Annotated in this window: 24 protein-coding genes, 1 tRNA gene and 1 pseudogene; 15 read left to right on the forward strand and 11 right to left on the reverse strand. The window is 69.1% G+C overall.

Annotated elements, in window-relative coordinates:
• The coding region (locus ACYVE7_RS10965; protein ID WP_460364502.1) for a beta-galactosidase at positions 1-1,501 on the reverse strand (1,501 nt) is incomplete at its 3' end.
• 132 nt (positions 1,502-1,633) lie between these two features.
• On the opposite strand from ACYVE7_RS10965, the gene ACYVE7_RS10970 reads away from it, so the two are divergent.
• The gene (locus ACYVE7_RS10970; protein ID WP_460364503.1) at positions 1,634-2,278 is read left to right on the forward strand and encodes a GntR family transcriptional regulator; all 645 of its coding nucleotides are present in this window, start codon (positions 1,634-1,636) and stop codon (positions 2,276-2,278) included.
• A 40-nt stretch (positions 2,279-2,318) separates the two neighbouring features.
• Complete coding sequence (locus tag ACYVE7_RS10975) at positions 2,319-2,546, forward strand: hypothetical protein (protein ID WP_460364504.1); 228 nt, start codon at positions 2,319-2,321, stop codon at positions 2,544-2,546.
• A gap of 3 nt (positions 2,547-2,549) precedes the next feature.
• Here the strand turns inward: ACYVE7_RS10975 and ACYVE7_RS10980 are convergent, their stop codons facing one another.
• Positions 2,550-3,770, reverse strand: coding sequence for a sulfite oxidase (locus ACYVE7_RS10980; RefSeq protein WP_460364505.1), 1,221 nt, complete (start codon positions 3,768-3,770; stop codon positions 2,550-2,552).
• Positions 3,771-3,866: 96 nt separating this feature from the next.
• On the opposite strand from ACYVE7_RS10980, the gene ACYVE7_RS10985 reads away from it, so the two are divergent.
• The 3 genes and pseudogenes from ACYVE7_RS10985 to ACYVE7_RS10995 all read left to right on the forward strand — a co-directional run bounded on the left by ACYVE7_RS10985 (position 3,867) and on the right by ACYVE7_RS10995 (position 4,917).
• Positions 3,867-3,943 (forward strand) — tRNA-Pro (locus ACYVE7_RS10985).
• Between the two features lie 207 nt (positions 3,944-4,150).
• Positions 4,151-4,444, forward strand: a pseudogene (locus tag ACYVE7_RS10990) (IS256 family transposase); the annotation flags it as partial.
• On the forward strand, positions 4,441-4,917 hold the full coding sequence (locus ACYVE7_RS10995; protein WP_460364506.1) for a hypothetical protein: 477 nt from the start codon (positions 4,441-4,443) through the stop codon (positions 4,915-4,917). The pseudogene ACYVE7_RS10990 and the gene ACYVE7_RS10995, both read left to right, overlap by 4 nt.
• Positions 4,918-5,307: 390 nt before the next feature.
• On the opposite strand, the gene ACYVE7_RS11000 is transcribed toward ACYVE7_RS10995, so the two are convergent.
• Positions 5,308-5,544, reverse strand: a complete 237-nt coding sequence (locus ACYVE7_RS11000) for a DNA-binding protein (RefSeq protein ID WP_460364507.1) — start codon at positions 5,542-5,544, stop codon at positions 5,308-5,310.
• Between the two features lie 219 nt (positions 5,545-5,763).
• Positions 5,764-6,309 (reverse strand): hypothetical protein, encoded by a 546-nt coding sequence (locus tag ACYVE7_RS11005; RefSeq protein ID WP_460364508.1) that lies wholly within the window; start codon positions 6,307-6,309, stop codon positions 5,764-5,766.
• Between the two features lie 87 nt (positions 6,310-6,396).
• Between ACYVE7_RS11005 and ACYVE7_RS11010 the strand changes: the two genes are divergently transcribed.
• Both ACYVE7_RS11010 and ACYVE7_RS11015 read left to right on the forward strand, forming a co-directional pair.
• Positions 6,397-7,242, forward strand: a complete 846-nt coding sequence (locus ACYVE7_RS11010; protein WP_460364509.1) for a TIGR02569 family protein — start codon at positions 6,397-6,399, stop codon at positions 7,240-7,242.
• Between the two features lie 71 nt (positions 7,243-7,313).
• The gene (locus ACYVE7_RS11015; RefSeq protein ID WP_460364510.1) at positions 7,314-8,318 is read left to right on the forward strand and encodes a hypothetical protein; all 1,005 of its coding nucleotides are present in this window, start codon (positions 7,314-7,316) and stop codon (positions 8,316-8,318) included.
• Between the two features lie 90 nt (positions 8,319-8,408).
• On the opposite strand, the gene ACYVE7_RS11020 is transcribed toward ACYVE7_RS11015, so the two are convergent.
• Positions 8,409-9,209, reverse strand: coding sequence for a hypothetical protein (locus ACYVE7_RS11020; RefSeq protein ID WP_460364511.1), 801 nt, complete (start codon positions 9,207-9,209; stop codon positions 8,409-8,411).
• Between the two features lie 219 nt (positions 9,210-9,428).
• On the opposite strand from ACYVE7_RS11020, the gene ACYVE7_RS11025 reads away from it, so the two are divergent.
• Positions 9,429-9,779, forward strand: a complete 351-nt coding sequence (locus tag ACYVE7_RS11025) for an MmcQ/YjbR family DNA-binding protein (RefSeq protein WP_460364512.1) — start codon at positions 9,429-9,431, stop codon at positions 9,777-9,779.
• Between the two features lie 33 nt (positions 9,780-9,812).
• Here ACYVE7_RS11025 and ACYVE7_RS11030 read toward each other — a convergent pair whose 3' ends face one another.
• A complete protein-coding gene (locus tag ACYVE7_RS11030) occupies positions 9,813-10,505 on the reverse strand; it encodes a hypothetical protein (RefSeq protein WP_460364513.1) in 693 nt (230 codons plus the stop codon).
• Positions 10,506-10,622: 117 nt separating this feature from the next.
• A complete protein-coding gene (locus ACYVE7_RS11035) occupies positions 10,623-11,456 on the reverse strand; it encodes a MurR/RpiR family transcriptional regulator (RefSeq protein ID WP_460364514.1) in 834 nt (277 codons plus the stop codon).
• Positions 11,457-11,520: 64 nt separating this feature from the next.
• Between ACYVE7_RS11035 and thrC the strand changes: the two genes are divergently transcribed.
• The 3 genes from thrC to ACYVE7_RS11050 all read left to right on the forward strand — a co-directional run bounded on the left by thrC (position 11,521) and on the right by ACYVE7_RS11050 (position 13,874).
• Positions 11,521-12,585 carry a threonine synthase gene (gene thrC, locus ACYVE7_RS11040; RefSeq protein ID WP_460364515.1) on the forward strand — a complete coding sequence of 355 codons (1,065 nt, stop codon included), beginning with the start codon at positions 11,521-11,523 and terminating at the stop codon, positions 12,583-12,585.
• A 244-nt stretch (positions 12,586-12,829) separates the two neighbouring features.
• Complete coding sequence (locus ACYVE7_RS11045) at positions 12,830-13,558, forward strand: hypothetical protein (RefSeq protein WP_460364516.1); 729 nt, start codon at positions 12,830-12,832, stop codon at positions 13,556-13,558.
• An 82-nt stretch (positions 13,559-13,640) separates the two neighbouring features.
• Positions 13,641-13,874, forward strand: a complete 234-nt coding sequence (locus ACYVE7_RS11050; RefSeq protein ID WP_460364517.1) for a hypothetical protein — start codon at positions 13,641-13,643, stop codon at positions 13,872-13,874.
• On the opposite strand, the gene ACYVE7_RS11055 is transcribed toward ACYVE7_RS11050, so the two are convergent.
• Positions 13,860-14,345, reverse strand: coding sequence for a DUF1203 domain-containing protein (locus ACYVE7_RS11055; protein ID WP_460364518.1), 486 nt, complete (start codon positions 14,343-14,345; stop codon positions 13,860-13,862). The genes ACYVE7_RS11050 and ACYVE7_RS11055 overlap by 15 nt on opposite strands.
• A gap of 253 nt (positions 14,346-14,598) precedes the next feature.
• Between ACYVE7_RS11055 and ACYVE7_RS11060 the strand changes: the two genes are divergently transcribed.
• Positions 14,599-15,330 (forward strand): dienelactone hydrolase family protein, encoded by a 732-nt coding sequence (locus tag ACYVE7_RS11060; RefSeq protein ID WP_460364519.1) that lies wholly within the window; start codon positions 14,599-14,601, stop codon positions 15,328-15,330.
• A gap of 20 nt (positions 15,331-15,350) precedes the next feature.
• Here ACYVE7_RS11060 and ACYVE7_RS11065 read toward each other — a convergent pair whose 3' ends face one another.
• Together ACYVE7_RS11065 and ACYVE7_RS11070 are read right to left on the reverse strand one after the other, a co-directional pair.
• The gene (locus ACYVE7_RS11065; protein WP_460364520.1) at positions 15,351-16,310 is read right to left on the reverse strand and encodes a GNAT family N-acetyltransferase; all 960 of its coding nucleotides are present in this window, start codon (positions 16,308-16,310) and stop codon (positions 15,351-15,353) included.
• Between the two features lie 58 nt (positions 16,311-16,368).
• The gene (locus tag ACYVE7_RS11070) at positions 16,369-16,881 is read right to left on the reverse strand and encodes an HAD domain-containing protein (protein ID WP_460364521.1); all 513 of its coding nucleotides are present in this window, start codon (positions 16,879-16,881) and stop codon (positions 16,369-16,371) included.
• A 112-nt stretch (positions 16,882-16,993) separates the two neighbouring features.
• Between ACYVE7_RS11070 and ACYVE7_RS11075 the strand changes: the two genes are divergently transcribed.
• From ACYVE7_RS11075 to ACYVE7_RS11085, 3 genes are all read left to right on the forward strand, one after another.
• Positions 16,994-17,599 (forward strand): DUF6461 domain-containing protein, encoded by a 606-nt coding sequence (locus ACYVE7_RS11075; RefSeq protein ID WP_460364522.1) that lies wholly within the window; start codon positions 16,994-16,996, stop codon positions 17,597-17,599.
• Between the two features lie 142 nt (positions 17,600-17,741).
• Entirely contained in the window at positions 17,742-18,293 is a 552-nt protein-coding gene (locus ACYVE7_RS11080) for a hypothetical protein (protein ID WP_460364523.1), read from the forward strand.
• Between the two features lie 447 nt (positions 18,294-18,740).
• Positions 18,741-19,670 carry a hypothetical protein gene (locus tag ACYVE7_RS11085; RefSeq protein ID WP_460364524.1) on the forward strand — a complete coding sequence of 310 codons (930 nt, stop codon included), beginning with the start codon at positions 18,741-18,743 and terminating at the stop codon, positions 19,668-19,670.
• Positions 19,671-19,698: 28 nt separating this feature from the next.
• On the opposite strand, the gene ACYVE7_RS11090 is transcribed toward ACYVE7_RS11085, so the two are convergent.
• A partial coding sequence (locus ACYVE7_RS11090; protein WP_460364525.1) for a WD40 repeat domain-containing protein occupies positions 19,699-20,599 on the reverse strand: 901 nt, incomplete at its 5' end.

The raw sequence follows: 20,599 nt of genomic DNA on the forward strand, positions 1-20,599 counted from the left end.
GGAGCGGGCCCGGCGCGCCGCCCGGATGGACGCGGTCGGCGGCGTCGACGACCCCGCTGAACGGGCCGACGACCAGCTCGCCGGGGAAGGCGGCCAGGTTCGCGGCGTGCTCGGGCGTGCAGAGATAGAGGTTGGGGACGATGACGACGCGGTAGGCCGACAGATCGCGGCCCGGCGGGGCCAGATCGACGTCCAGACCGCGACGGCGCAGGGGGACGTACCAGCGGAGCAGGAGTTCCCTCAGCTTCAGCCGGTTCGACGGCATCGACTCCGGCGCCTCCAGCCCCCACCAGCTCGGCCAGTCGAAGACGAGCGCGACGTCGGCTTCGGTGCGGGCTCCCGCGACGTCGGCGAGGCCCTTCAGCTCCCGGCCGAGCGCGACGGTCTCCCGCCACTGCCGGGTGTCGGTGCCGCCGTGCGGGAGCAGCGCCGAATGGAACTTCTCCGGACCGTGGGCGGCCTGCCGCCACTGGAAGAACATGACGCCGTCCGAGCCGTGGGCCAGCGCCTGCAGACTGTGCAGCCGCATCACGCCGGGGGCCTTCGGCACGTTGACGTCACGCCAGGACACGGCGCTCGGAGCCGATTCAAGGAGCAGCCAGGGACGCTGTTTGAGCGAACGCATCAGGTCGTAGCTGAGGGCGACGGCGAGCGGGGACTCCGGGTCGGCGGGGTCGGGGTAGGCGTCGTCGCTGACGACGTCCTCGGCCTCGGCCCACTTCCAGTAGTCCAGCGAGAACAGGACGCTCATGAAGTTGGTGGTCACCGGGATGTCCGGGGTGACCTCGCGGAGCACGGCCTTCTCGGCCTCGAAGCACTCCAGCAGGGCGTCGCTGGAGAAGCGGCGCCAGTCCAGGAGCTGGGCGGGGTTGACCGGGCCGGGGGCGCGGCGCGGCGGCTCGACCTGGTCGAGGGCGGTGTAGTGCTGCCCCCAGCAGGAGGTGCCCCAGGCGTCGTTGAGCGCGTCGACGGTCTTGTAGCGGTCGGCCAGCCAGCGGCGGAAGTGGCGCGCCGACTCGGCGCAGAAGCACTCGACGGTGTGGTCGGCGTACTCGTTGGAGATGTGCCACAGCACCAGCGCGGGATGGTCGCGGTAGCGCTCGGCGATCGCGCGGGCCAGCCGGACGGTGCCGTCGCGGAAGACCGGCGAGGACGGGCAGTAGCCCTGCCGCGAACCGAACTCCAGGACCGTTCCGGCGGCGTCGACCGGCCGGATCTCGGGGTGCGCGCGGACCAGCCAGGGCGGCGGGGTCGCGGTGCCGGTGGCCAGGTCGACGGCGATGCCGTGGGCGTGCAGCAGGTCGAGGATCCGGTCGAGCCAGCCGAAGTCGTGGACGCCGGGCTCGGGTTCCAGCCGCGACCAGGCGAACACCGCGACCGTCACCGTGTTGACGCCCGCCTCGGCCATCAGCCGGACGTCTTCCTCCCACACCTCCTCCGGCCACTGCTCGGGGTTGTAGTCGCCCCCGAAGAGCAGGCCCGGAACCCGGGTCAGACCCATCTCACTCCCCTGTTTCGCGCCGTGTCCCGACCGGCTGCCCGATCAGTACGGTTTTGTATTCAAAATTCATAGTGCAGTATTCTGCATAAGGTCAAGGGCTAGACTTGGCCGGACCGAGGGGGTAGACCGCACATGGTGATCGAGCGACGGCCGCTCCGCGAAGTGATCCGCGACGAGTTGATGACCCGGCTGACCAGGGGCGACTTCGCCGCGGGCTCAGACGTCAACGAAGCGGCGCTCGCCGCCGAGCTGGGGGTCTCGCGCACCCCGCTGCGCGAAGCGCTCATCACGCTGGCCGGTGAAGGGATCCTGGAGTCGAACCAGGGACGCGGCTTCCGGTTCGCGCCGGTCAGCCGCAAGGAGTTCAAGGAACTGGTCACGATCGTCGCGACCCTCGAATCGCTGGCGCTGGAGCAGAGCGATCCCGCGCACCTCGCGAAGATCGCGCCCGAGCTGCTGCGGCTCGCCCAGGAGTTCCCCGACCAGATCGCCGAGCACTCCGTCGTCGACCGGCGCGACGACGAATGGCACGACCTGCTGCTCAGCGGCTGCACGAACGAGCGGCTCGTCGATCTGATCACCGGGGTCAAGGCGGGGCTGCGCCGCTACGAGAACCTGGTCGTCGCGGACGACGAACCCGTCGCCCGCGAATCCGAGGAGCACTGCGAGATCGCCCGCCGCCTCCTCGCCGACGACCTCCCCGGAGCGATCGCCGCACTCAAACTCAACTGGATCAACGGCACCGAACGGATGCTGGGCCACATCCCCCAGGACTAGGGCCTGTTCGGCGGAGGGCCCGCGGCCCTAGGCTCCGGCCGTGGCCCTCCTTGATCACCTTTCCGGCGGTGTGCTCGCACGCCCGCACAGCACCCACACCGAGCTGGACGCGCTACCCGCGTTCCTGCTCTGCGTGGTGGTGGCGGCGCTCTTCGCCGTCCAGGCGCACCGCTCCGAGCAGCGCAAGTACTACGTCACCGTCGCGGTGTTCGCGGTCGGCGGGGTGCTGTGCCTCATCGGCGGGGCGACCGGCGCGCTGGAATGGTGACCGTCACGCGACCGTGACGGGATGGCGGACGATCGCGCCGAACTGGTAGCCGAGCGAGTTGAACGGGCTGACCTCCGGCTGGACCGTGCCGTGCTCGTCCGTGGCGCGGGCGCGCAGCACATACGAGCCCGCGGACGGGCGGTGCCAGCGGTACGACCACTGCTGCCAGGCGTTCGGGCTGCGCGACTCCTCCAGCTCGGCGTCCTGCCAGGTGCGGTCGTCGAAGCTGAGCTCGACCCGGACGATCCGGCCGGCGCCCGACCAGGAACGTCCGTGCAGGACCTCGGTGCGGTCGGCGCGGAGCGTCGCGTTCCAGGGCAGCTCGAAGGCGCTCTTCACGTTCATCTCGGTCAGCGGGGCGCTGCCCTCGGCCGGGTAGGCGCCGCCGAACATCCGGTAGAAACTGGTGTTCCAGGGTGAGAACAGTGGCTGGCGCGCCACCTGAACGTCACCGAGCCACTTGATCGAGGCGATGCCGACCCAGCCGGGGACGATCAGCCGGGCCGGGAAGCCGTGGTCGGGCGGGAGCGGCCGGCCGTTCATCTCATACGCGACGATCACGTCTTTGAGCGCCTTGGCGACGGGCAGCGGACGGCGCACCCGCCCCAGGTTGACGCCCTTGTCGAGGTAGTCGGGATCGAGGCCGCTCGGCAGGACGTCGACGGCGTCGGGGGCGAGACCGGCCCGCTCCAGCAAGGTCGACAGCCGGACACCGCGCCACTGGGCGACCCCGATCGCGCCGAGCTTCCAGGCCGTCCCGGAAACGGTCTGGCCCTGCTGTCCTGCGTAGAAGCTGCGGCCGTTGCCGGTGCACTCGACGGACGCGATCGAGGAGACGCCCTTGAGGGCGCGCAGGTCGTCCAGGCCGAACTCGACGGGCGTCGCGACGCCGTCGCCCCAGATCCGCAGGCGCCACGCCGTCGCGTCGATCCTCGGCGTCGCGGTGTGGTTCCGTACGAAGAACCGTTCGTTGGGCGTCAGGAACCCCTGCCCTTTCAGCGCCTCCCACCTGGTCTCGGCGTTGGTCCCGAACGGCACGAACCACTCCGGCGGCAGCGGCTTCACGATCGGCCCGTCCGCCGCCCGCGCCGCCGTCGGCACCCCGCCCGCGACGGCCGCCCCGAACGCCGCCGCCACCGACCCCTTGACCACCCCCCGCCGCGTCAGCTCCCCGAGCTGACCCGCCCGAACCCGCTCATACACCCGCTCATCCGTAAGATCCATCCCCCCATTCTCAACCAATAAGGTAGATTTAATCAACTATCCATCCTCATATCCCGCGAGCACAACGCCCCACTTACGACTACACTCGTGACGTCGCGGGGCGTGGCGCAGCTTGGTAGCGCGCCTGCTTTGGGAGCAGGAAGTCGTCGGTTCGAATCCGGCCGCCCCGACCAGAAGCCCCAGCTAAGGGGCGGTCTCGAGCAAGATCAGGAGACCGCCCGCAAGATCGTGTCATCGATTTGTCATCGAACTTTCCCACCAGCACGCGCTCTCACCCACCCCCAGGCGCCACGAGGCGACCTCGATCTCAAGATCGAAATGAACATTCGATCACGAGTCGGGCCAGCCTCCATCCTCGGAGCCGGCACCACCGCGAGATCTTCGAGACCGCCTACGGGGTCAAGCACCCCAAAGCCGTCGCGAAGGTCGTCGATGACCTGGAGGGGACCACGAACCCGATCGAGTCGACGTTCGCTACCGTCCGGCACCGCACCAAGGTCACCAAAGGTCCCGGCTCACGGGCGGCCGGCCTGGCCATGTCATTCAAGCTCATCGAGTCCGCCCAGGCCCGCTGGCGTGCGGTCAACGCACCCCACCTGGTCGCCCTCGTCTGGGCAGGCGCGGAATTCAAGAACGGCAAGCTCGTCGAGCGGCCGGAAGGGATCGCGGCATGACCGACCCGAACACCGACGAGCCCGCCGAGCACCACCGCTACCGTCACTACTTGCAGGCCCTGGAAGATGTCGCGGAGTCGGACGAGATCGAACTGGTGACCACCGTCCTGCGCGATGAGGATCCGATGATGGCCGAGGCCGCGGTCAACCGCCACCTGGAGCACCGTGCTGCCCAGCTGCTGACCGACACGGCGTTCACCGCCTGGGCCCAGACCATGGCCACGGTGATAAGGGACCGTCCCTTCCTCATCCGACGCCTGCGCGAGTGGACCCTGCTCAGAGCGATCGCGCTGGACAAGCCATGGACAGCCGAGGAGATCACAACCGCTTCCGACTGGTTCCAGCGCACGGCCTCGTTCGTACAGATCGTCACCTCACAACAAGCCCTCAGCCTGCTCGTTGAACAGGGGCGAACCCGCCGCGTCCGCAACGCAGCAAGCCGCCGACTACTTCAGCTGGATCAGCCACGCTGACTTGATCCACAGGTCTTGACAGTTCCTCACGAGGCCACCGAATCGTTCGACTCCACCCAGCGCCGTGATCCGCTGCCCAGAACCTGCCTACGCCATCCAGCTCGGCGATGGGCATTGGGCAGGGCCCGCACAGGCGGTGCGCCTGGATTCAGGGCTCAAGGGCAGGCAGGTCCGCCGAGAGAACTTCATGACGGACCGTCGGCCAAAGAGCTCATGCGGACCCATGCGAAGGCCGACGGCCGTTCGTCTCCCTTGGTAGCGGAAGCATTGTCCACGTCCCTGGAAGGCGAGGCCAGCCGAGGGGCAGACCGCGGTTCACCTTCGAGATCTATGATCTGATCGAGCACCCCAGGACGGACCAGAACGCTCGCGAGGTCCTCCCTGCCCGGCTTAGTAGTCGACTCCCAGAACCCTGAGGAGATCCGCGGTGGAGACTCGGTAGAGGTCGCCGACCCGGACGATCTTGCAGGGAAATTGTTCCGCTCGGGCGAGCCCGTAGGCCTTGGTCCGTCCGATGCCCAGAATGCTCGCCGCCAGCAGCAGGTCGATCGTCGGCGGAAGGGATCGGAGCTCATCAACGGTGAGCCGTGTCATCGCCGACCGCCCTTTCGATTCGTCGTCACTCATCGTCCACCGCCTCGCCGATACCGTGGCGATCGCGACGTCCCGATCGGGTCGTTTCTGGCCGCATCGCGAACAGCGAAAGCGCGCCCAAAGTGTGGACCTTTGTGGGCTCGGTCGAACTCTGCGCGCCTCTGCTTCCGCTGCCGACGGTTGCGGCCACCGCAAAGAACCCAGACGAAAGGGCCGCAGCCACCATGAGGAGGACTCGGTCAGCACGGCAGATCATGGTCGGTTCCCGGGTGCGGGGCTGCCGTCGCGGCAGGAGAAGGGTGAGCAGCCGTCCGGGTCGCCGGTGTCGGGGGTCCTGATGGGCGCCTGGTCGAGGGGCAGGCAGGAGCGGTGGAGGAAGAACTGGTGGCGGGCCGGTCTTCCGGTGCTGGTGGCTCGGGGGTGGCCGTAGCGGATGGCGGCGTCGAAGGCCACGGCGTCGTCCCATTCGGCCGGGCTGTGGTGTTTGAGGCGGAACCAGAAGTCGTTGCCGTGGAACGGGCAGCCGACACACGCCGATTTGGGAGTCGAGGCCCAACCTTGCCCTTCCAGGTAGGTGAGGCAGTCTCGGCGGGACCAGCCGAGGTCCAGCAGCGGGAAGGTGTGCCGCATGTAGCGGACGCGTGCGTCCTTGGCGCGGGTGAACTCATCGGTGCTGATCCCGATGGCCTGCTCCACGAACACCCCGTCCGGCACCCTGGCGGGGTGGGGGTAGCCGAGGAGTTCGCGGGTCCTGGCTTTGATCGGCCGGATCTTGTATTCGGAGGTGCTTATCTGCACCTCGTTCTGCCGGTCAATCGATGGTCCGTGCCCGTGGCCTGGGAATCCAGATGCCCATTGATCGGGCGTTCCGGCATGATGTCGGTCATGGTTTCGGGGATGGTTGCCGGGCCGCCGGCCAGTGTGCTTGCGGCATTCGAGCTGACGGGATCGGCTCATCCGCTTGTTGGCGGCCAGGGGGAGTGTTTCCGTGTCGGCGACGTGGTTCTGAAGCCGGCCGGTGATCGGCGGGCGGCCGAATGGTCGGCAGCGCTCTTCGCGGATCTCCCCGTCTCGGGCGCGTTCCGTGTTCCGCGGCCCTGCCGCTCGCGTGAGGGCGACTACGTGGTCGAGGGCTGGACGGCCACTGAACTTCTGGACGGCCGTGAAGGACCGGCTGGGAACTGGGAGCCTCTGGTTGCCGCTGGCAGGGCGTTTCACCAGGCGCTGCGGAACGTCCCGCGGCCCGGATTCCTTGACCGGCGCCAAGACCCGTGGGCGATCGCCGACCGGGTCGCCTGGGACGAAGCGCCGCCGCCATCGTCGACCGATGCCGATGATGTGCTGGCGAGGCTGCGGGATCTCAAAGAACCGGTTCGCGCCGAATGCCAGCTCGTTCACGGTGATCTGACCGGGAACGTGATGTTCCATCTGGGCCAGCCGCCAGCAGTGATCGACTTCTCTCCTTACTGGCGGCCGGTCGCGTATGCCGAGGCGGTCGTGGTCGTCGACGGACTGCTCTACTACCAGGCGAGCCCAGAACTGGTCAAGGCCGTTCTTCCCGGTCTCGACGGGCTTCAGATGCTGGTGCGTGCGCTCGTCTTCCGGTTGACCACCTCGGCGCTCTGGCCGGGTGCCCAGGGCGTAGTCCCTGAGGAGGAGTTGGCCCGCTTCGCGCGTGTCACTCACCTTGTGGAACGGCTGGTTGGGGGAGGTCATGGTTCGCGCACCTGACCCTCCGTGCTTGGTCTGGATGTTGAGGTGGCCGAGCAGCTTTGTTGAAGCGTCATAGGACGGTCTGGCTGGTGGGCGCCGTTGCCTGCGGGCTCCTGTTCTCGTCGGTGAGCGCGACGGGATCGATGGTTGCGACGTCGTCGGAGTGGCGGAAGTCCGGGCCGCTTTCGACGGGGCGGGACGGTCCCGACGCGGTCGTCGCGGCCGGGAAGTCCGTCTGGGTGTTCAGTTCGCGGTTGTCGGGTTCGGATCTGGTTCCCGGAGCGGTCCACTGGAACGGCCGATCGTGGAAACGAACCCGGCTTCCGCGGGGGCTCACCGGCATGGTGACCCATGCGGTGGGACGGTCGGCCTCCGACGTCTGGATCACCACCGACGGGGACGGCGAGAACAACGGCGATCCGGCCGTCCTGCACTGGAACGGCAAGAAATGGTCGGTGGCCCGCGAGTTCACCGGTTCGCCGTCCGGCTTGGTCGTCCGCGGCAAGGGCGACGTCCACGTGTACGTCACGGGTTCGTCGTCCACGTCCCGGTGGGCCCTGCGCAAGGGCCGCTGGACGCGCACCGGCATCCCCAAGGAGACCTTCAGCGCCATGGCCGAGACCCCCGGCCGGGACGGATGGGCGCTCGCCGCCCGGGGAACCGGCGCCACCCGTCTGCTGCACCGTGACCGCTCCGCCTGGAAAACGGTCCCGCTGGGCGGTATGCCGACCGTGCCCGCCTGCGAAACGTCCTACCCCTGCGGGGACGTCCAGCTCTACGAACTGACGGCTCGCACGTCAACGGTCTGGTTGTCCGGCGAGATTCGACTCCAAACCTCACCCAGCGACGGCGGGACCGGCCTGTGGGCAGCCGGCCGCACCGCGACCGGACGCCTGGCCGCAGCCCATGTGACCGCCCAGGGCACCTGGAGCCGTCCGATCCCCCTCCCCGTCAAAGGTGGACGGATCAACGCCCTCGCCCCTGCCCTGGCCTACGTTCCCTCCACCAAGACCCTCTGGCTCGCCGCCCTCCCCCTCCCGGGCCGCGCCGCCCAGGGAATCTGGACCCTGAAAACCCCCGCGGCCATCCGATGATTCAGCCCGAGACACGGGCGCGGTTTCCGCGACCTGAGGCGTTGTGGCTCGACGTTCGCAGCGGGACGCGGACGTCCATCCGGCCGGGCTTCAGCCGGTGCGCGGATCCGACTCCGTGGTTCTGTGGACGGTGAGCAGCACCGGGGTGTCGACGCCGTGCTGGGCGCTCGCCTCGGCGAGGAAGGCGGCCAGCCATCCGACGGCGTCCAGCGACCACTCCGCGAGGGTGCACTGGAAAACGGCTCGGTGTTCGGGAGGGCCGGGCCAGAAATGGTCGCCGATGGCGGGCTGCAGAAACGACTCGGCGCCGCCCGTCACGGAGACGGAGTCGAACACGCAGGCGTCCTGGTGGAAGCCCTGCAACCACCGCAGCATCTCGGGTGCCGCCGATGGGACGGACGGGATCTGTCCGCTGTCCAACGTCACCCGGATCCGGGTTCTGCGGCCCGGGCCGGTGTCGGTGAACCAGTCGGCTGCCTCCAGTACGGCTCCCACGTTCTCCAGGGTTGTTCCCGGAGTCGGGCCACCTCGACGATGCGGGGGCAGCAGCACCTGAACGGCCTGTAGTTTCAGCGTCCCGATCCGCGCCATCACGTCATCGATGCAGGCGAGGAAGGCCTGCGTCGGCAGCGGCCGGTCCGCCGGGATCGGTTGCGTCACGTCCGCCTGGAACCACGCGACGCGCGGTGGTCGCGACGCCGAGTCCGCGCCCTGCCCCGCGTCGTTCATCGCCCAGTACCCGGCGGAGGCGCCGTGCCGCGCGTCGGTGAGCCACCCCAGCGCCAGCGACCTTTTGTAGAAGAGGCTGTAGGCGTCCTCAGTCGCCGCCGCATCTCGCCACCCGTGCGGAACGAACTCCCCATGGAGCGCGGCGAACAGATGGCCGGCCACTCCAGCACCCGGAAACACAGTCGGCTCGACCCGGCTCTCCCGAGGCCGCCCGTCGCCTCCGCTCACGTCCCCATCATACGACCCCGTCAGTTCCGAAAGCCCTAGCCACCCGGCCGTTCGGCGGCGCGATTGTGACTTTCCCGCGACGCGGCCTCCGTTCGCGGTATGCGGCGGATAGCCTGGTGCGCGTGGAGAAGGTGGTGTCCGGGAGCGGCCTCGATGGCTGACGCCGATGACGTTCGCAGGTTGGCGCTCGCGCTGCCTGAAGTGGTCGAGATCGACAGTGACGGCTTCGATTTCCGGGTCGCCGGCAAGGGCTTTGTCTGGTCCTACCCGGAGCGCCGGCCGGGTGAGCCGCGCGGTATCCGCACCGACATCGCCGTCCTTTATGTCGGAGACGAGGCGGAGAAGCAGGCGCTGCTGCTCGGCGAGCCGGGACTCTTCTTCACCACGCCCGCCTACGACGGATTCCCCCTGGTCATGCTCCGGCTGGAGCAGGTGGACGTCGAGCGTCTGGAAGAACTCGTCACCGACGCCTGGCAGATGCGCTCCCACGCCGCCCATCGCTAGCGCAGGTCCCGCCTGACACGGGGAGCGCCGCCCTCAGCCGCCGGTGATCAGCCAGACGATGACGAAGGTCGCCGCCGTGAAGGTGATCGAGAGCCCGATGGAGTAGAGGAAGCCCGTCCAGCCGCCGATCGGCGCATCCGCACGGGGTGCGAGCGGGGGCGGGAGGGGGCGTTTCTCCAGCCACAGGTAGCCGAGCATCCCCAGCGGGCTCGACATGAACATCCACAGCCAGGCCCATCGGTTGGCGTAGCGGTGGTCGCGGGTGCTGAGCATCACCCCGAACATGCACAGCGTCGAGAGCCAGGCGAGCGCGCTCAGATACCGGTAGCCGCCAGGGAGCGGCGACGCCCACCACATGCCGCCGGGCTCGTCGAACCCGTATGGACTGATCTTGATGTTCTGGCCGGCCGTCTCGCGGCGCAGGGTGTTCTCGAAGTCCCAGCCCTGTGGCCCTGCGAACTCGGGGAACGTCTCCACCATCTCGTCGGACGGAGGTCCTGCGTCGCCGCCTTCGTGCCGCTCCCACCAGGAGAACGGGCCGGTCGACCACCGCAGGTCCAGGTTGTAGTCCTGGTCGTCGCCGCTGTAGTCGTACTCGATCACCTTGACGCGGTGGTCGCGCAGATCCTCCACCAGCCTGGCCACCGACCCGTCCCGCGCATCCCCATACTGCGCTCCGGCGACCCCACCGCCCAACAGCACCACGAACAGAAAGACCCGAAGCACGACGCCTGCCGGGCCCAGCCGGATCCGATCGCGAACTGACGACACCAGCCGACTCCTGCAACAACGGTGACAAATCGCCCAAAGTATCCCATGAGTCTCCCACCGCTTCCGTCCTGGTCACGGGGCCGGGGGCAGTTGGTCGCGGGTGAGGGCGTCGAGGTCGGCGAGGCGGGTGGCCGGGGCCAATCGCGCGGCGGTGGCGACGAGGAGCAGTTCGGTGACGGCGATCTCGTGAGTGAGCGGTGCGATGGGCCCGGCCGCTTCGCGCGGGAGCCGGATCAGCACGTCCGTCTGGTCGGCGAGGGGCGCCTCCCAGGCGTCGGTGATCAAGATCAGGCCGGCTCCGCGCGAGCGAGCCGCGCGGACGAAACGTGCGGTGTCGGCGGAGTAGCGGCGGAAGTCGTAGGCCACGATCACGTCGGACGGCCGCAGGTCGAGCAGGGTGCGGGCGCGCGCGGTCGGGGCGTCGGGGACGTGGCGTGCCCCGGGACGCAGACCGGCCAGTTGCCGGATCAGGTATTCGGCGGCCAGCCCGCTCAACGGACCGCCCAGAGCCCAGACCTCACCCGCCCGCGCCAGGCGTGTGGCCGCGGTGGCGAGCAGGGGTTCGGTCACCGCGGCGAGCGCGCTTTCGAGTCCGGATCTCAGCTCCTGCGCCGCGCGATGGGTGTCGCTCTGCCGGGTGGCGAACTCACGGAGCCGTGATCGGTCCTGTTCGCGGGCGGTGGCCCGCACCGCGGCCTGGAAACCGGCGAAACCGTCGAAACCCAGACGGTTGACCAAGCGCGAGGCCGTCGGCGCGCTGACCCCTGCCCGGTCGGCGAGCGCCCGCAGCGAGCCGAGCGCCGCGAACGGATAGTCCTCCAGCAGCACGCGGACGACCGCACGCTCACCCGCGGGCAGCTCGGAGTAGATCTCACCGAGACGGGTCTCCAACGATTCAGGCTCCACACTGACGAATGTTACATCATTTGCAGTTGACGAGAATGATGTAACGAATGTTACGGTTCGTTTCATGAGCATCTGGGATGGTCTGATCAACAGCGGCTACCGGCGCTGGCTGCCGGTCACTGACGACACCCCTGCGGTGTCCCTCGGCGAGGGCAACACTCCCCTGCTCCGCTCCGGCCACCTGTCGTCGCTGACCGGCTGCGACGTCTGGCTGAAGGTCGAAGGGGCCAATCCCACCGGGTCGTTCAAGGACCGCGGGATGACGGTGGCCGTGAGCCGTGCGGTCGAGGACGGAGCCGAGGCCGTCATCTGCGCTTCGACCGGCAACACCAGCGCCTCGGCGGCCGCCTACGCCGCCCGCGCCGGTCTGACGGCCGCCGTGCTGGTGCCCAAGGGAGCGGTCGCTTTGGGCAAGCTCGCCCAGGTCGTCCGCTACGGAGCCGAGATCATCGAAGTCGCGGGGACCTTCGACGACTGCCTGCGGATCGCCCGCGACCTCGCCGCCCACCACCCTGTGGCGCTGGTGAACTCGGTCGGCAACGAGCTGCGGCTGGCCGGGCAGCGGACCGTCGCCTACGAAGTCGTGGACGCCCTGGGCGACGCCCCGGACCTCCACTGCCTGCCCGTCGGCAACGGCGGCAACATCACCGCCACCTGGACCGGCTACGAGGTCTACGCCGCCGCCGGCCTCGCCACCCGCCTCCCACGGATGTGGGGTTTCCAAGCCGCGGGCGCGGCTCCCCTCGTCAGCGGCGCACCCGTCGCGTCCCCCCAGACCGAGGCCAGCGCCATCCGCGTCGGCAACCCCGCGACCTGGACCGGCGCCATCAACGCCCGCGACCGATCCCACGGAATGATCTCCGCCGTCACGGACACGGACATCTTCGACGCCTACCGCATGGTCGCCCGCCACGACGGAGTCTTCGCCGAACCCGCCTCAGCGGCAGCCGTCGCAGGCCTCCTCGACCAGCAACGCGCAGGCCGTCTCCCCCAGGGCCAGACCATCGTCATCACCCTCACCGGCAACGGCCTCAAAGACCTCGACGCCTCCCTACGCGACGGCTACACCCCGACCCCCACCTCCTCCACCACCAGCGCCGTCGCCCGCGCCCTGCACCTGACCATCTGAGAACACTGCATCCGCGGATGTGCCCGTCTCGATGTCGAGCACCCGCCCGTGCTCCGAAACGTGCGAGAGGCAGACCTCCGTGGCGCTCGACCCGGCGGCGGAAGTCGGCGCGATGCGGGAGCTTTCCGGAGGCGGCGTCCACAAGCGGCGCGTTCCCGATGCACAGGGATCAGCGCGGGAAGCCATTTCTTGTTGAGTGACGTCGGCCTGCGAAACGGCTTGACCAGAGCGCGAGAATGGAATCGTGGAGAGCTTCGAGTACGAATGGGACGGCGGCCGCATCAGCCACACCGAAGCGGGAGGCATGTCCGTCACTTTCGCCTCTTGGGCGGACGGTTCCGACAACCCTCTCGTCGTCCTGGGTCTCTACCGCGAACCGGTGCTGAGCGAAGCCCAGCAACTGGAACGTGCCCTGTACACCGCGCTACGGGAAGGGCGGCCTGTCTACGAACTCGCATGGGAGCTGGCAGCGCAGGCCCCGGAAGACCTTGGACCAGTGGTGGTTCTTCTGGCGGGTCCGGTGCTGAGCGAAAAGGCGGCCGTTCCCGTCGCGTGGGCGCTCCTGGAGTCGCTGGAATTCGAGCCGGACTTCGCGCTCGCCCCCGAGCTGCGCGAACCGGTGGCTGAGGCGTTCGCCCTGGTCGAGCGGGACGTCCGCGCCCGGGGCCTCACCGGCAGCCTGGAGCTCACCTACCCCGAATGGGACGACGGCGCTCGCGCGTTCCCCGTCTACGACGGCGAGCAGCACGGCAACGGAATCACCGCCTCCGACACCGCCGATCCGGCACTGCTGCTCGCGGCCGTCGCCGACCAGGTACAGGAGTCGATCGCCGAATCCTGGACCGTCTGGCCGCTCTGCACCACCCACGGTACGGGCCTCCACGCCCGCCGCTCCGAAGCGCGAGCCTCCTGGTGGTGCACCGTGAACGGCGGCCACCTCGAGGCCCCGATCGGCAGCCTCCCAGCCCACTGAGACGCAACGCATCGAAGCCTCGGCCAGAATCCCGAACAGGTGGGCGGCCACGGCGGGTCGGCGAGCGCCCGACCGTGCGAGTATGACGTTCGACCACAGGGTGCTGTTCCGGCTTTTCTCCAGCGCTGCCGAGTCCTTTCTCGGTATCCGTACTCCTTGGTCCGGCTATCTCGAGGCGGGTCTTCTTCATCAGAAGCTCAAGCAGACGGGCGTCACCGGGGAGCGGGGCGGCGCCGAGTTCTCCTCGAGTGATCTGCTCGCCATCAGTGTGAACGACACTCCGCCCAATCCGGCCGACTTCTCAGACGATCTGTAGGAGCTGCGGGGTCGGGTGGACTTCGAATTGGAAGCAGCCGAATTCGACTGCGCGTACGTGGATCAGGGCGACTTGGGTGTTGGTGAAGAGGGATTGCAGGTGGGGGGTCGGGTTCGTGTCGGCGGGGAGGTGGTGGCCGCTGTGGATCGAGCCGGAGTGGGTGTAGGCGCGGAGGATGCGGGGGGCGGTGTGGGGCCAGGTGTTGTTCGTGGGGCCGTCGCACGGGGAGGGGTGGATGAAGATCGGGCCTACTTCGTCGTAGGGGCCTGGGTCGATGCCTTTTGCGGCCGCCCATCTGCGGAGGGGTGCGTAGGAGAGGAGGGCGATCTTCTCGCCTGGGCGGGCCTTGGTCAGGCAGCAGCGCAGGGGGCTGCCGCCCTCGTCGTCGGTGAGCAGGCGGGGTGGGCGGCCCGCGTCGTCCTTGTGGAGCAGGTCTTCCAGGGTGGTTTTGGGGATGGCGCGGAGTTCCATGGATTCAGGGTCGGTCTGGGTGGCGGGGGTTGTCTGGCGGGTTTCGGACGTTGCGGTGTTCCGTCCGGGGGTGGCTCCGCGAAAAAGCCGTTGGCGGGGCAGGGTGCGTGCTGCTAAATTTTTGGAGGCCGTGCTGGAGAACGAGGAGGTGGTACCCGTGAACGTTTCGACATGGGTGCTCCCCTCTGGGGTCATGGTCGGGCGATAGGTCGTCCGGGAGCGCCGTTCCTGCGCATTCCCGAAAGGCACGACCATGCGTTTCATTTCTGAGCAGCGCTTCGACGACGGCGTTCTCGAACGCGAATTCACCCTCGGCGACATTCCCGGGATTCTGTGGACGCCCGCATCCGTGTCCGCGCCGGTTCCGCTGATCCTGATCGGGCACCCCGGCGGGCTTCACATGATGCGTCCCCGATTGGCGGCCCGGGCCCGGCAGTCCGTGGCGGACGGCTTCGCCGCGGCCACCATCGAGCTTCCCGGCAGTGGTGAGCGGCCCCGTTCCGCCGACGCCGAGCAGGCCCGCGCCGACCTGCGGCGAACGCTGGAAGCGGGGGAACCGGTCAGCGAGGAGATCGTCGACCGGCTCGTCCTTCCGCTGGTCGAAAAGGCGGTCCCGGAATGGCGGGCCGCCCTGGACGCCCTTCTTTCGCTACCCGAGATCGGTGGTCCGGTCGGGTACTCGGGAGGGGTGATCTCCGTGGGGGTCCGGCTGGCGGTGGTCGAGCCGCGTATTTCGGCGGCCGTTCTGTTCGCGGGGAGTTTCGTGCCCCGGATCATGTTCGAGGAGGCCCGTCAGGTGACCATTCCGCTGCACGTCCTGCTGCAGTGGGACGACGAAGGGAACGACCGGCAGTCGGCCCTGAACCTGTTCGACGCCTTCGGCTCCAAGGAGAAGACGCTGAACGCCAACATGGGCGGGCACACCGGCGTCCCGCAATTCGCGGGGGACGCCGCGGCGCGGTTCTTCGTCCGGCATCTGAAGTGAAGTCCGTCCCGCGACCAACGTCAGGAGGACGGTCGTGGCGTCCGTTTCACGAGTTCGACGTCGCGGGTGAACTCGCGGAATCCGACGCTCTCGTAGAGCCGTAGCGCGGCGTTGCCGGGAGTGCCCAGGGACGCGACGGTCATGCGGGTGGCGCCCGCGTCCCTGGCCACCCGCATGGCGTGGAGCAGCATCGCCTGGGCCAGTCCTTGACGGCGGAAGTGGCGATGCGTCCCGACCGGCTCGAACTCCGCGGTCCGGTTGGCTTCGTCCAGCCACATGATCGTTGAGGCGGCCATCGTGCCGTCCGGCGCCTCGACGAGTATGTGGAGATCGTCCCGGTAGGTCGCTGTGTGCCGGACGCCTTCGTGGGCTTCTCGTGAGTGGGTCGTCGGATGCCAGGCGTCGATGTGGGCGCGGGCCGCGGCGTCAGGGCCGGCCTGCGCCGCGGTGCGGAAGCGGAATCCGCCTGGCAGCGCGGGCGCCGCGACGTGTTCGAGGCCGCGTTCGTTGAGCCGTGTCCAGACGCCGCCGTCGTGGCAGGCGTACCCGGACGCCGTCCACCGGGCCAGGGTGGGCTCGTCGCCGGCCTGGGCGATCACGCGCCGGTCGACGTCGGGCGCGGTCTCCTCGAACCAGGCGATGACGTCGTCGAGCAGCTCGGGGTGGCCGGGATGGACCTGGAAGGTCACTGACGCGTCGGGGACGTCCGTGACCGATCCGTCGTCCCGTCGCACCTGGTGCGGCAGCGACGCCCAGGCCCACGCGACGAGTTCGCCGTCCGAGAACCACAGCCCGCGCGGCCAGGTCGCGCCGTGAGCGGCGTGGCCTTTCCCCCAGATCCACGCGAGTTCACCGAACGACGCGTCGGGGTTCACCAACTCGGGACGCAACGCCACGATCCGTTGCGCGAGCCCCTGCATGAGGACGACATCCTCGGCGGCCAGCAGACCGAACGACTGAGACGAACGCGAAGCGCACATACCCCTACCTTCACGTCACACGGCCAACCACACAAAGCATTTTCCCGGCTGGGGCGGGTCAGCTCGTAGTCGGGTATGGGCCGTGCAGCCACTGGGTGAGGGTCGTGTAGTCGGTGTCGGTGAGGCCCTGGCGGGGGTCGATGCGGTGGAGGAGGGCGGGGGCGGGATGGTGTGCCGACACCCAGGCTCGGTCGGTGGGGGTGATCTCGTCGTCGATCCAGATGAAGGGGCGTCCGGCTGCCCGGTCGGCTAGGGCGCGGGTCTTCCAGTGGAGGCCGTGGCGCTCGTCCGCCGCAGAGGGCTCGGGCCAGGTCATCACCTCCAGTTGCGGGAGTCCCAGCCGTGGGGAGATGCATTCGTTGGCGTCGGCCATCCAGGTCGTCGCCCAGACCAGCTCGCAGGAGAGAGCCAGCAGACGGGGGCCGTGTGCGGGGTTGATCCTGGCCAGGAGCGGGTTCGCGTCGTCATGGGCGCTCGTCCGATAGGTCGGATAGTGCTGTGACGCGCCGAAGGGGATGAGGGGGCCGTCGACGTCGAGGAAGAGCAGGGGGTGGTGCGCGGTGCCTGTCACGGCCGCAGGTTAGCCGACATGCGGACGGGTGAGGTCGGCGATGGAACGCGATCGTTCTGACGTGGCTGGGTGAGGGTGCGGAAATGTCAGTGCCGCCTGTCATGATGCGGCAATGATCGATGTGAGGGCGACGGATTACGGCTGGGTTGACGACGACGATGGGGACTTTCCTGCCGAGTACTGCTTGACGCTGGTGCGGGGGATGTCGGGTGCGGAGTTCCTGCGGACGATCGGTGCGCGGCCGGGGCCGACGGTCACCGGCCTTGAAACACTGTCCGAGGAGCTGTGGCCGGAGAACGACCGCGATATGCCGATCGCGGTGACGGAGCTCGCGGGCTGGGCCATCGGATTGGAGATCAACGGATTTCTGGGCGTCAGTGAGAAGGTCTACGTTCCGTTGTCGGCCGGGACTCGGTTCGTCTCCCATTTCTGCAACGTGAACGCCGTCTCGAAGTTCGTCTGGGTGGAGGACGGAGAGCTGCGTCTTGGGTTCGACCCCCTGTTCGCCGATTCCCGTTACGGCACCACGCCCGATGCCCTGACCGACGTCATGACGGCCATCGGGTTCGTCACCACCGAACGTGAGGACGACGCCGACGACTTCGGAGCCGTGATCGATGGGGCCTTCGCGTTGACCGAACACCTCACTGGTGTCCGCATCACGGAAGATTTTCTGTCGAACGCGACCTACGAGTGTGGGGTCGTTAAGGATTTCTGACGGCTGTCCGCGAGGCCGGGAGCCGTCCACGGCGTGAACAGGAAGGGGGATTCGCTACACTCCGGCACGATTGTCCGGAAGTGTGATGAATGGGTGGTTTGTGGTGAAGCTGGGCGTCTGTGGTTTGGTGATCTTGGGGGTCGTGGGATTGCCGGCCGTTGTGGGCGGGGCGAGCGCCGAGGCGGGCACCAAGTGCGTGAACGGTAGCTGGAGGCTGGGTTCGGCCGTCCATCACGGCGACTATCCGGGGTTCAAGGTCGTCTCCAAGGGTGGTGCGGGCGAGCGGCTGCGCATCAAGGGCACGACGTTCACCTATGACTTCAGCGCGGCCGCCAAGATCGTCAACACCGGCACTTCGGGCGGTAAGAAGTTCAAGGGGTGGAGCCAGTACCGGAAGACGCTCACGATCAAGGGCGCCAGCACCGGCACGAGCAAGGGCACGATCACCGGTCGGGCCGCCAGCGCCAAGGGCAACGCGACCTACCGGGTCGTCATCACTTCGCCGCATAAGTCCGACATGGGCAACCGCCCGCTTGCTCCCAACGTGCGCAGCGGCGTCTCGGACTTGGTCACCGTCGCCAAGGGCAGCTACACCTGCACCAAAAAGACGCTGATCATCACCGAGAAGACCAGGTACAGCAAGGCCGACGGCGGCGGCACCCAGACCAGCAAGTGGACCTATCGCCGCGCCTGACCGGCCGCTCGCCAGCGGCGCCTTCCTGTACTGACGGCACCGTGAGCCGGACGAAGCCGGGGCCGGAGGGGTGCCCGGCTGGAGACAGCCCAGGCGGCCGTGCCGTCGTCGGAACCGGCAGGGCTCGGTGTGGACTGGTTCTCATGGAGCGCGATGACCGCGACCCGCGTCGGATCGCGGACGCCCCGGCTAGGCGGAATCACCGTTTGGGCGGGTTCATAGCGCTTCAGGCTGCCCAGCCATCTGGACGAGACTCGCCAAACGGCTCATATTCGTCGCCACCGATGGCGTCCTTCACGGGGCAGAATGGGCAGCATCCGGTGGAGAAACGGGGGGCTGCGTGGGCGGTCGCGAGCGTCACGGTCGGCTCCCCGGCGGAAGCGGCGCCGAAGCCGAGGATCTTCGGCATAACGGGCTGGTCGAAGTGGGCTCACTGAGGACGGTTCAGTGAGGGGCCATCGGCATCGGGTCGTGGTGGCGGCCGGGGTGGTGGCGATCGTCGCGGCGGTCGGTGTGCCGGGGCTGCTCGACGGCGCCGACCTGGGTGGGCAGCCGTCCGAACTGAGCACGCGTGACCTCACGAGGATGCCGAAGCCGACCGGGCAGGAGCCGACGGAGGCCGCCTTGGCGAGCTGGGCGGCGTTCCGTGCCGACCGCGCGCCCCGGCCGATCATCGCGATCGGATCACTGCCCGTGCTGATCGGCGGGACCACCGGGAATCACAAGGCCGCGCTCGCCGACAGCGCGTTCGCCCTGACCGGTGCGCTGCCGGGCACGGCCCCGCCGACGCTCGCCGTCCGGCTGCCGGGCGGCTCCGGCCACGACTATCCCGCGATCTCGGCGCGGAGCGCGTTCGACGCCATGGCCGAGCCCGCAGACCCGGGCACCGGCACGGATCCGGTCGAGATCACCGGTGCTGAGCTGGGGTCGGTTCCGCTGGTGACCGACCGGGGCCGTGTCACCATGCCCGCCTGGATCTTCACGGTGGCCGGTGGGGGCGCCATCGGCTGGCCGGCGATCGTCCCTGAGGCGTTCTGGGAACTGGGCCGGACTCAGGAGGCGTCCGACGCGGCGATGCTCGCCCGTCCCGACCCGGCCGCCCGCACCTTGACGATCACGATGCGCGTGCCGCCCGACGGCTGCGCCGCCGACACGCACTGGGTGTTCGACCCCGTCGTCCTCGAATCCGGCTCCGCGGTGGCCGTCGGGTTGCGGGCCCGGGCGGACGGCGTCAATCCCGGCCCGCCCAGCGCCTGTATGAGGGGGCTCGAAACCCGGTTCGCGCCGATCAGGTTCCGGCTGGCCGGGCCGCTGGGCGAGCGGGTCCTCGTCTACGCCGACGGTTCACCGATCATCGTCAAGGGGCCGCGGAGCTGACGGCCGAGCAGCGAGCGCGAACCGCGTCTCACGGGAGGTGCCAGAGGCGGAGGGTGCGGTCCCAGGAGGCGGTGGCGAGGGCCGTCGGGGAGAGGGCCAGGGCGTCGATGCGGTCGGTGTGCGGGGTGAGGGTGGAGATCGAGGTCGAAGTCGCGGCCGGCCAGTGGTGGAGGGTGCGGTCGGTGTCCGCGGAGTAGAGCGAGCCGGTGGGGTGCCAGGCCAGGGAGGTGACGGGGGCGGTGTGGGCGGTGAGGACGCGCGGGCCCGGCCAGAGGCGGATGGTGTGGTCTTCGCCGGCGGAGGCGAGGACGCCGTCGGGGGCGTAGGCGAGGGTCCAGACGTCGCCGGTGTGGCCCGTCAGGGTGGAGCGGGGGTCGCCGGTGGCGGGGTTCCAGAGGCGGATCTTGCCATCGACTCCGGCGGAGGCCAAGGTCGAGCCGTCGGGGTGGAAGGCGACGGCGTAGACGGTGCCGGAGTGGCCGCGCAGCGTGTGCAGGAGCGTGCGGGTCTCGGTCGACCAGAGGCGGACGGTCCGGTCGCGGCCGCCCGTCGCCAGGAGGGTGCCGTCGGCGGAGACGGCCAGGGCGTAGACGATGTCGGTGTGGCCGGTGTAGGCGCCGGACGGGGCGGTGCCGTCGACGTCCCAGGCCAGGACCTGCCGGTCCCAGGAGCCGGTCAGGAGTTCACCGCCGGGGGTGAACGCGGCGCACGTGATCGGGCCGCGGTGGCCGTCCAGCCGACGCTGGGTGCGGGCGCCGGTGTCCCAGAGCCGGACGGCCTTGTCCCAGCCGCCGCTCGCCAGTAGCGGACGGTCCGGGTGGAAGGCGACGGCGTCGACCCGTCCGGTGTGAGCGGTGAGCGGGGCTCCGTCGACCGCCAGGCCGGGTGCGGCGGCCGCGGGCCGTGCGGTGGAGCCCCGCTTCAGCAGC

This window comes from Actinocorallia lasiicapitis (assembly GCF_054778695.1).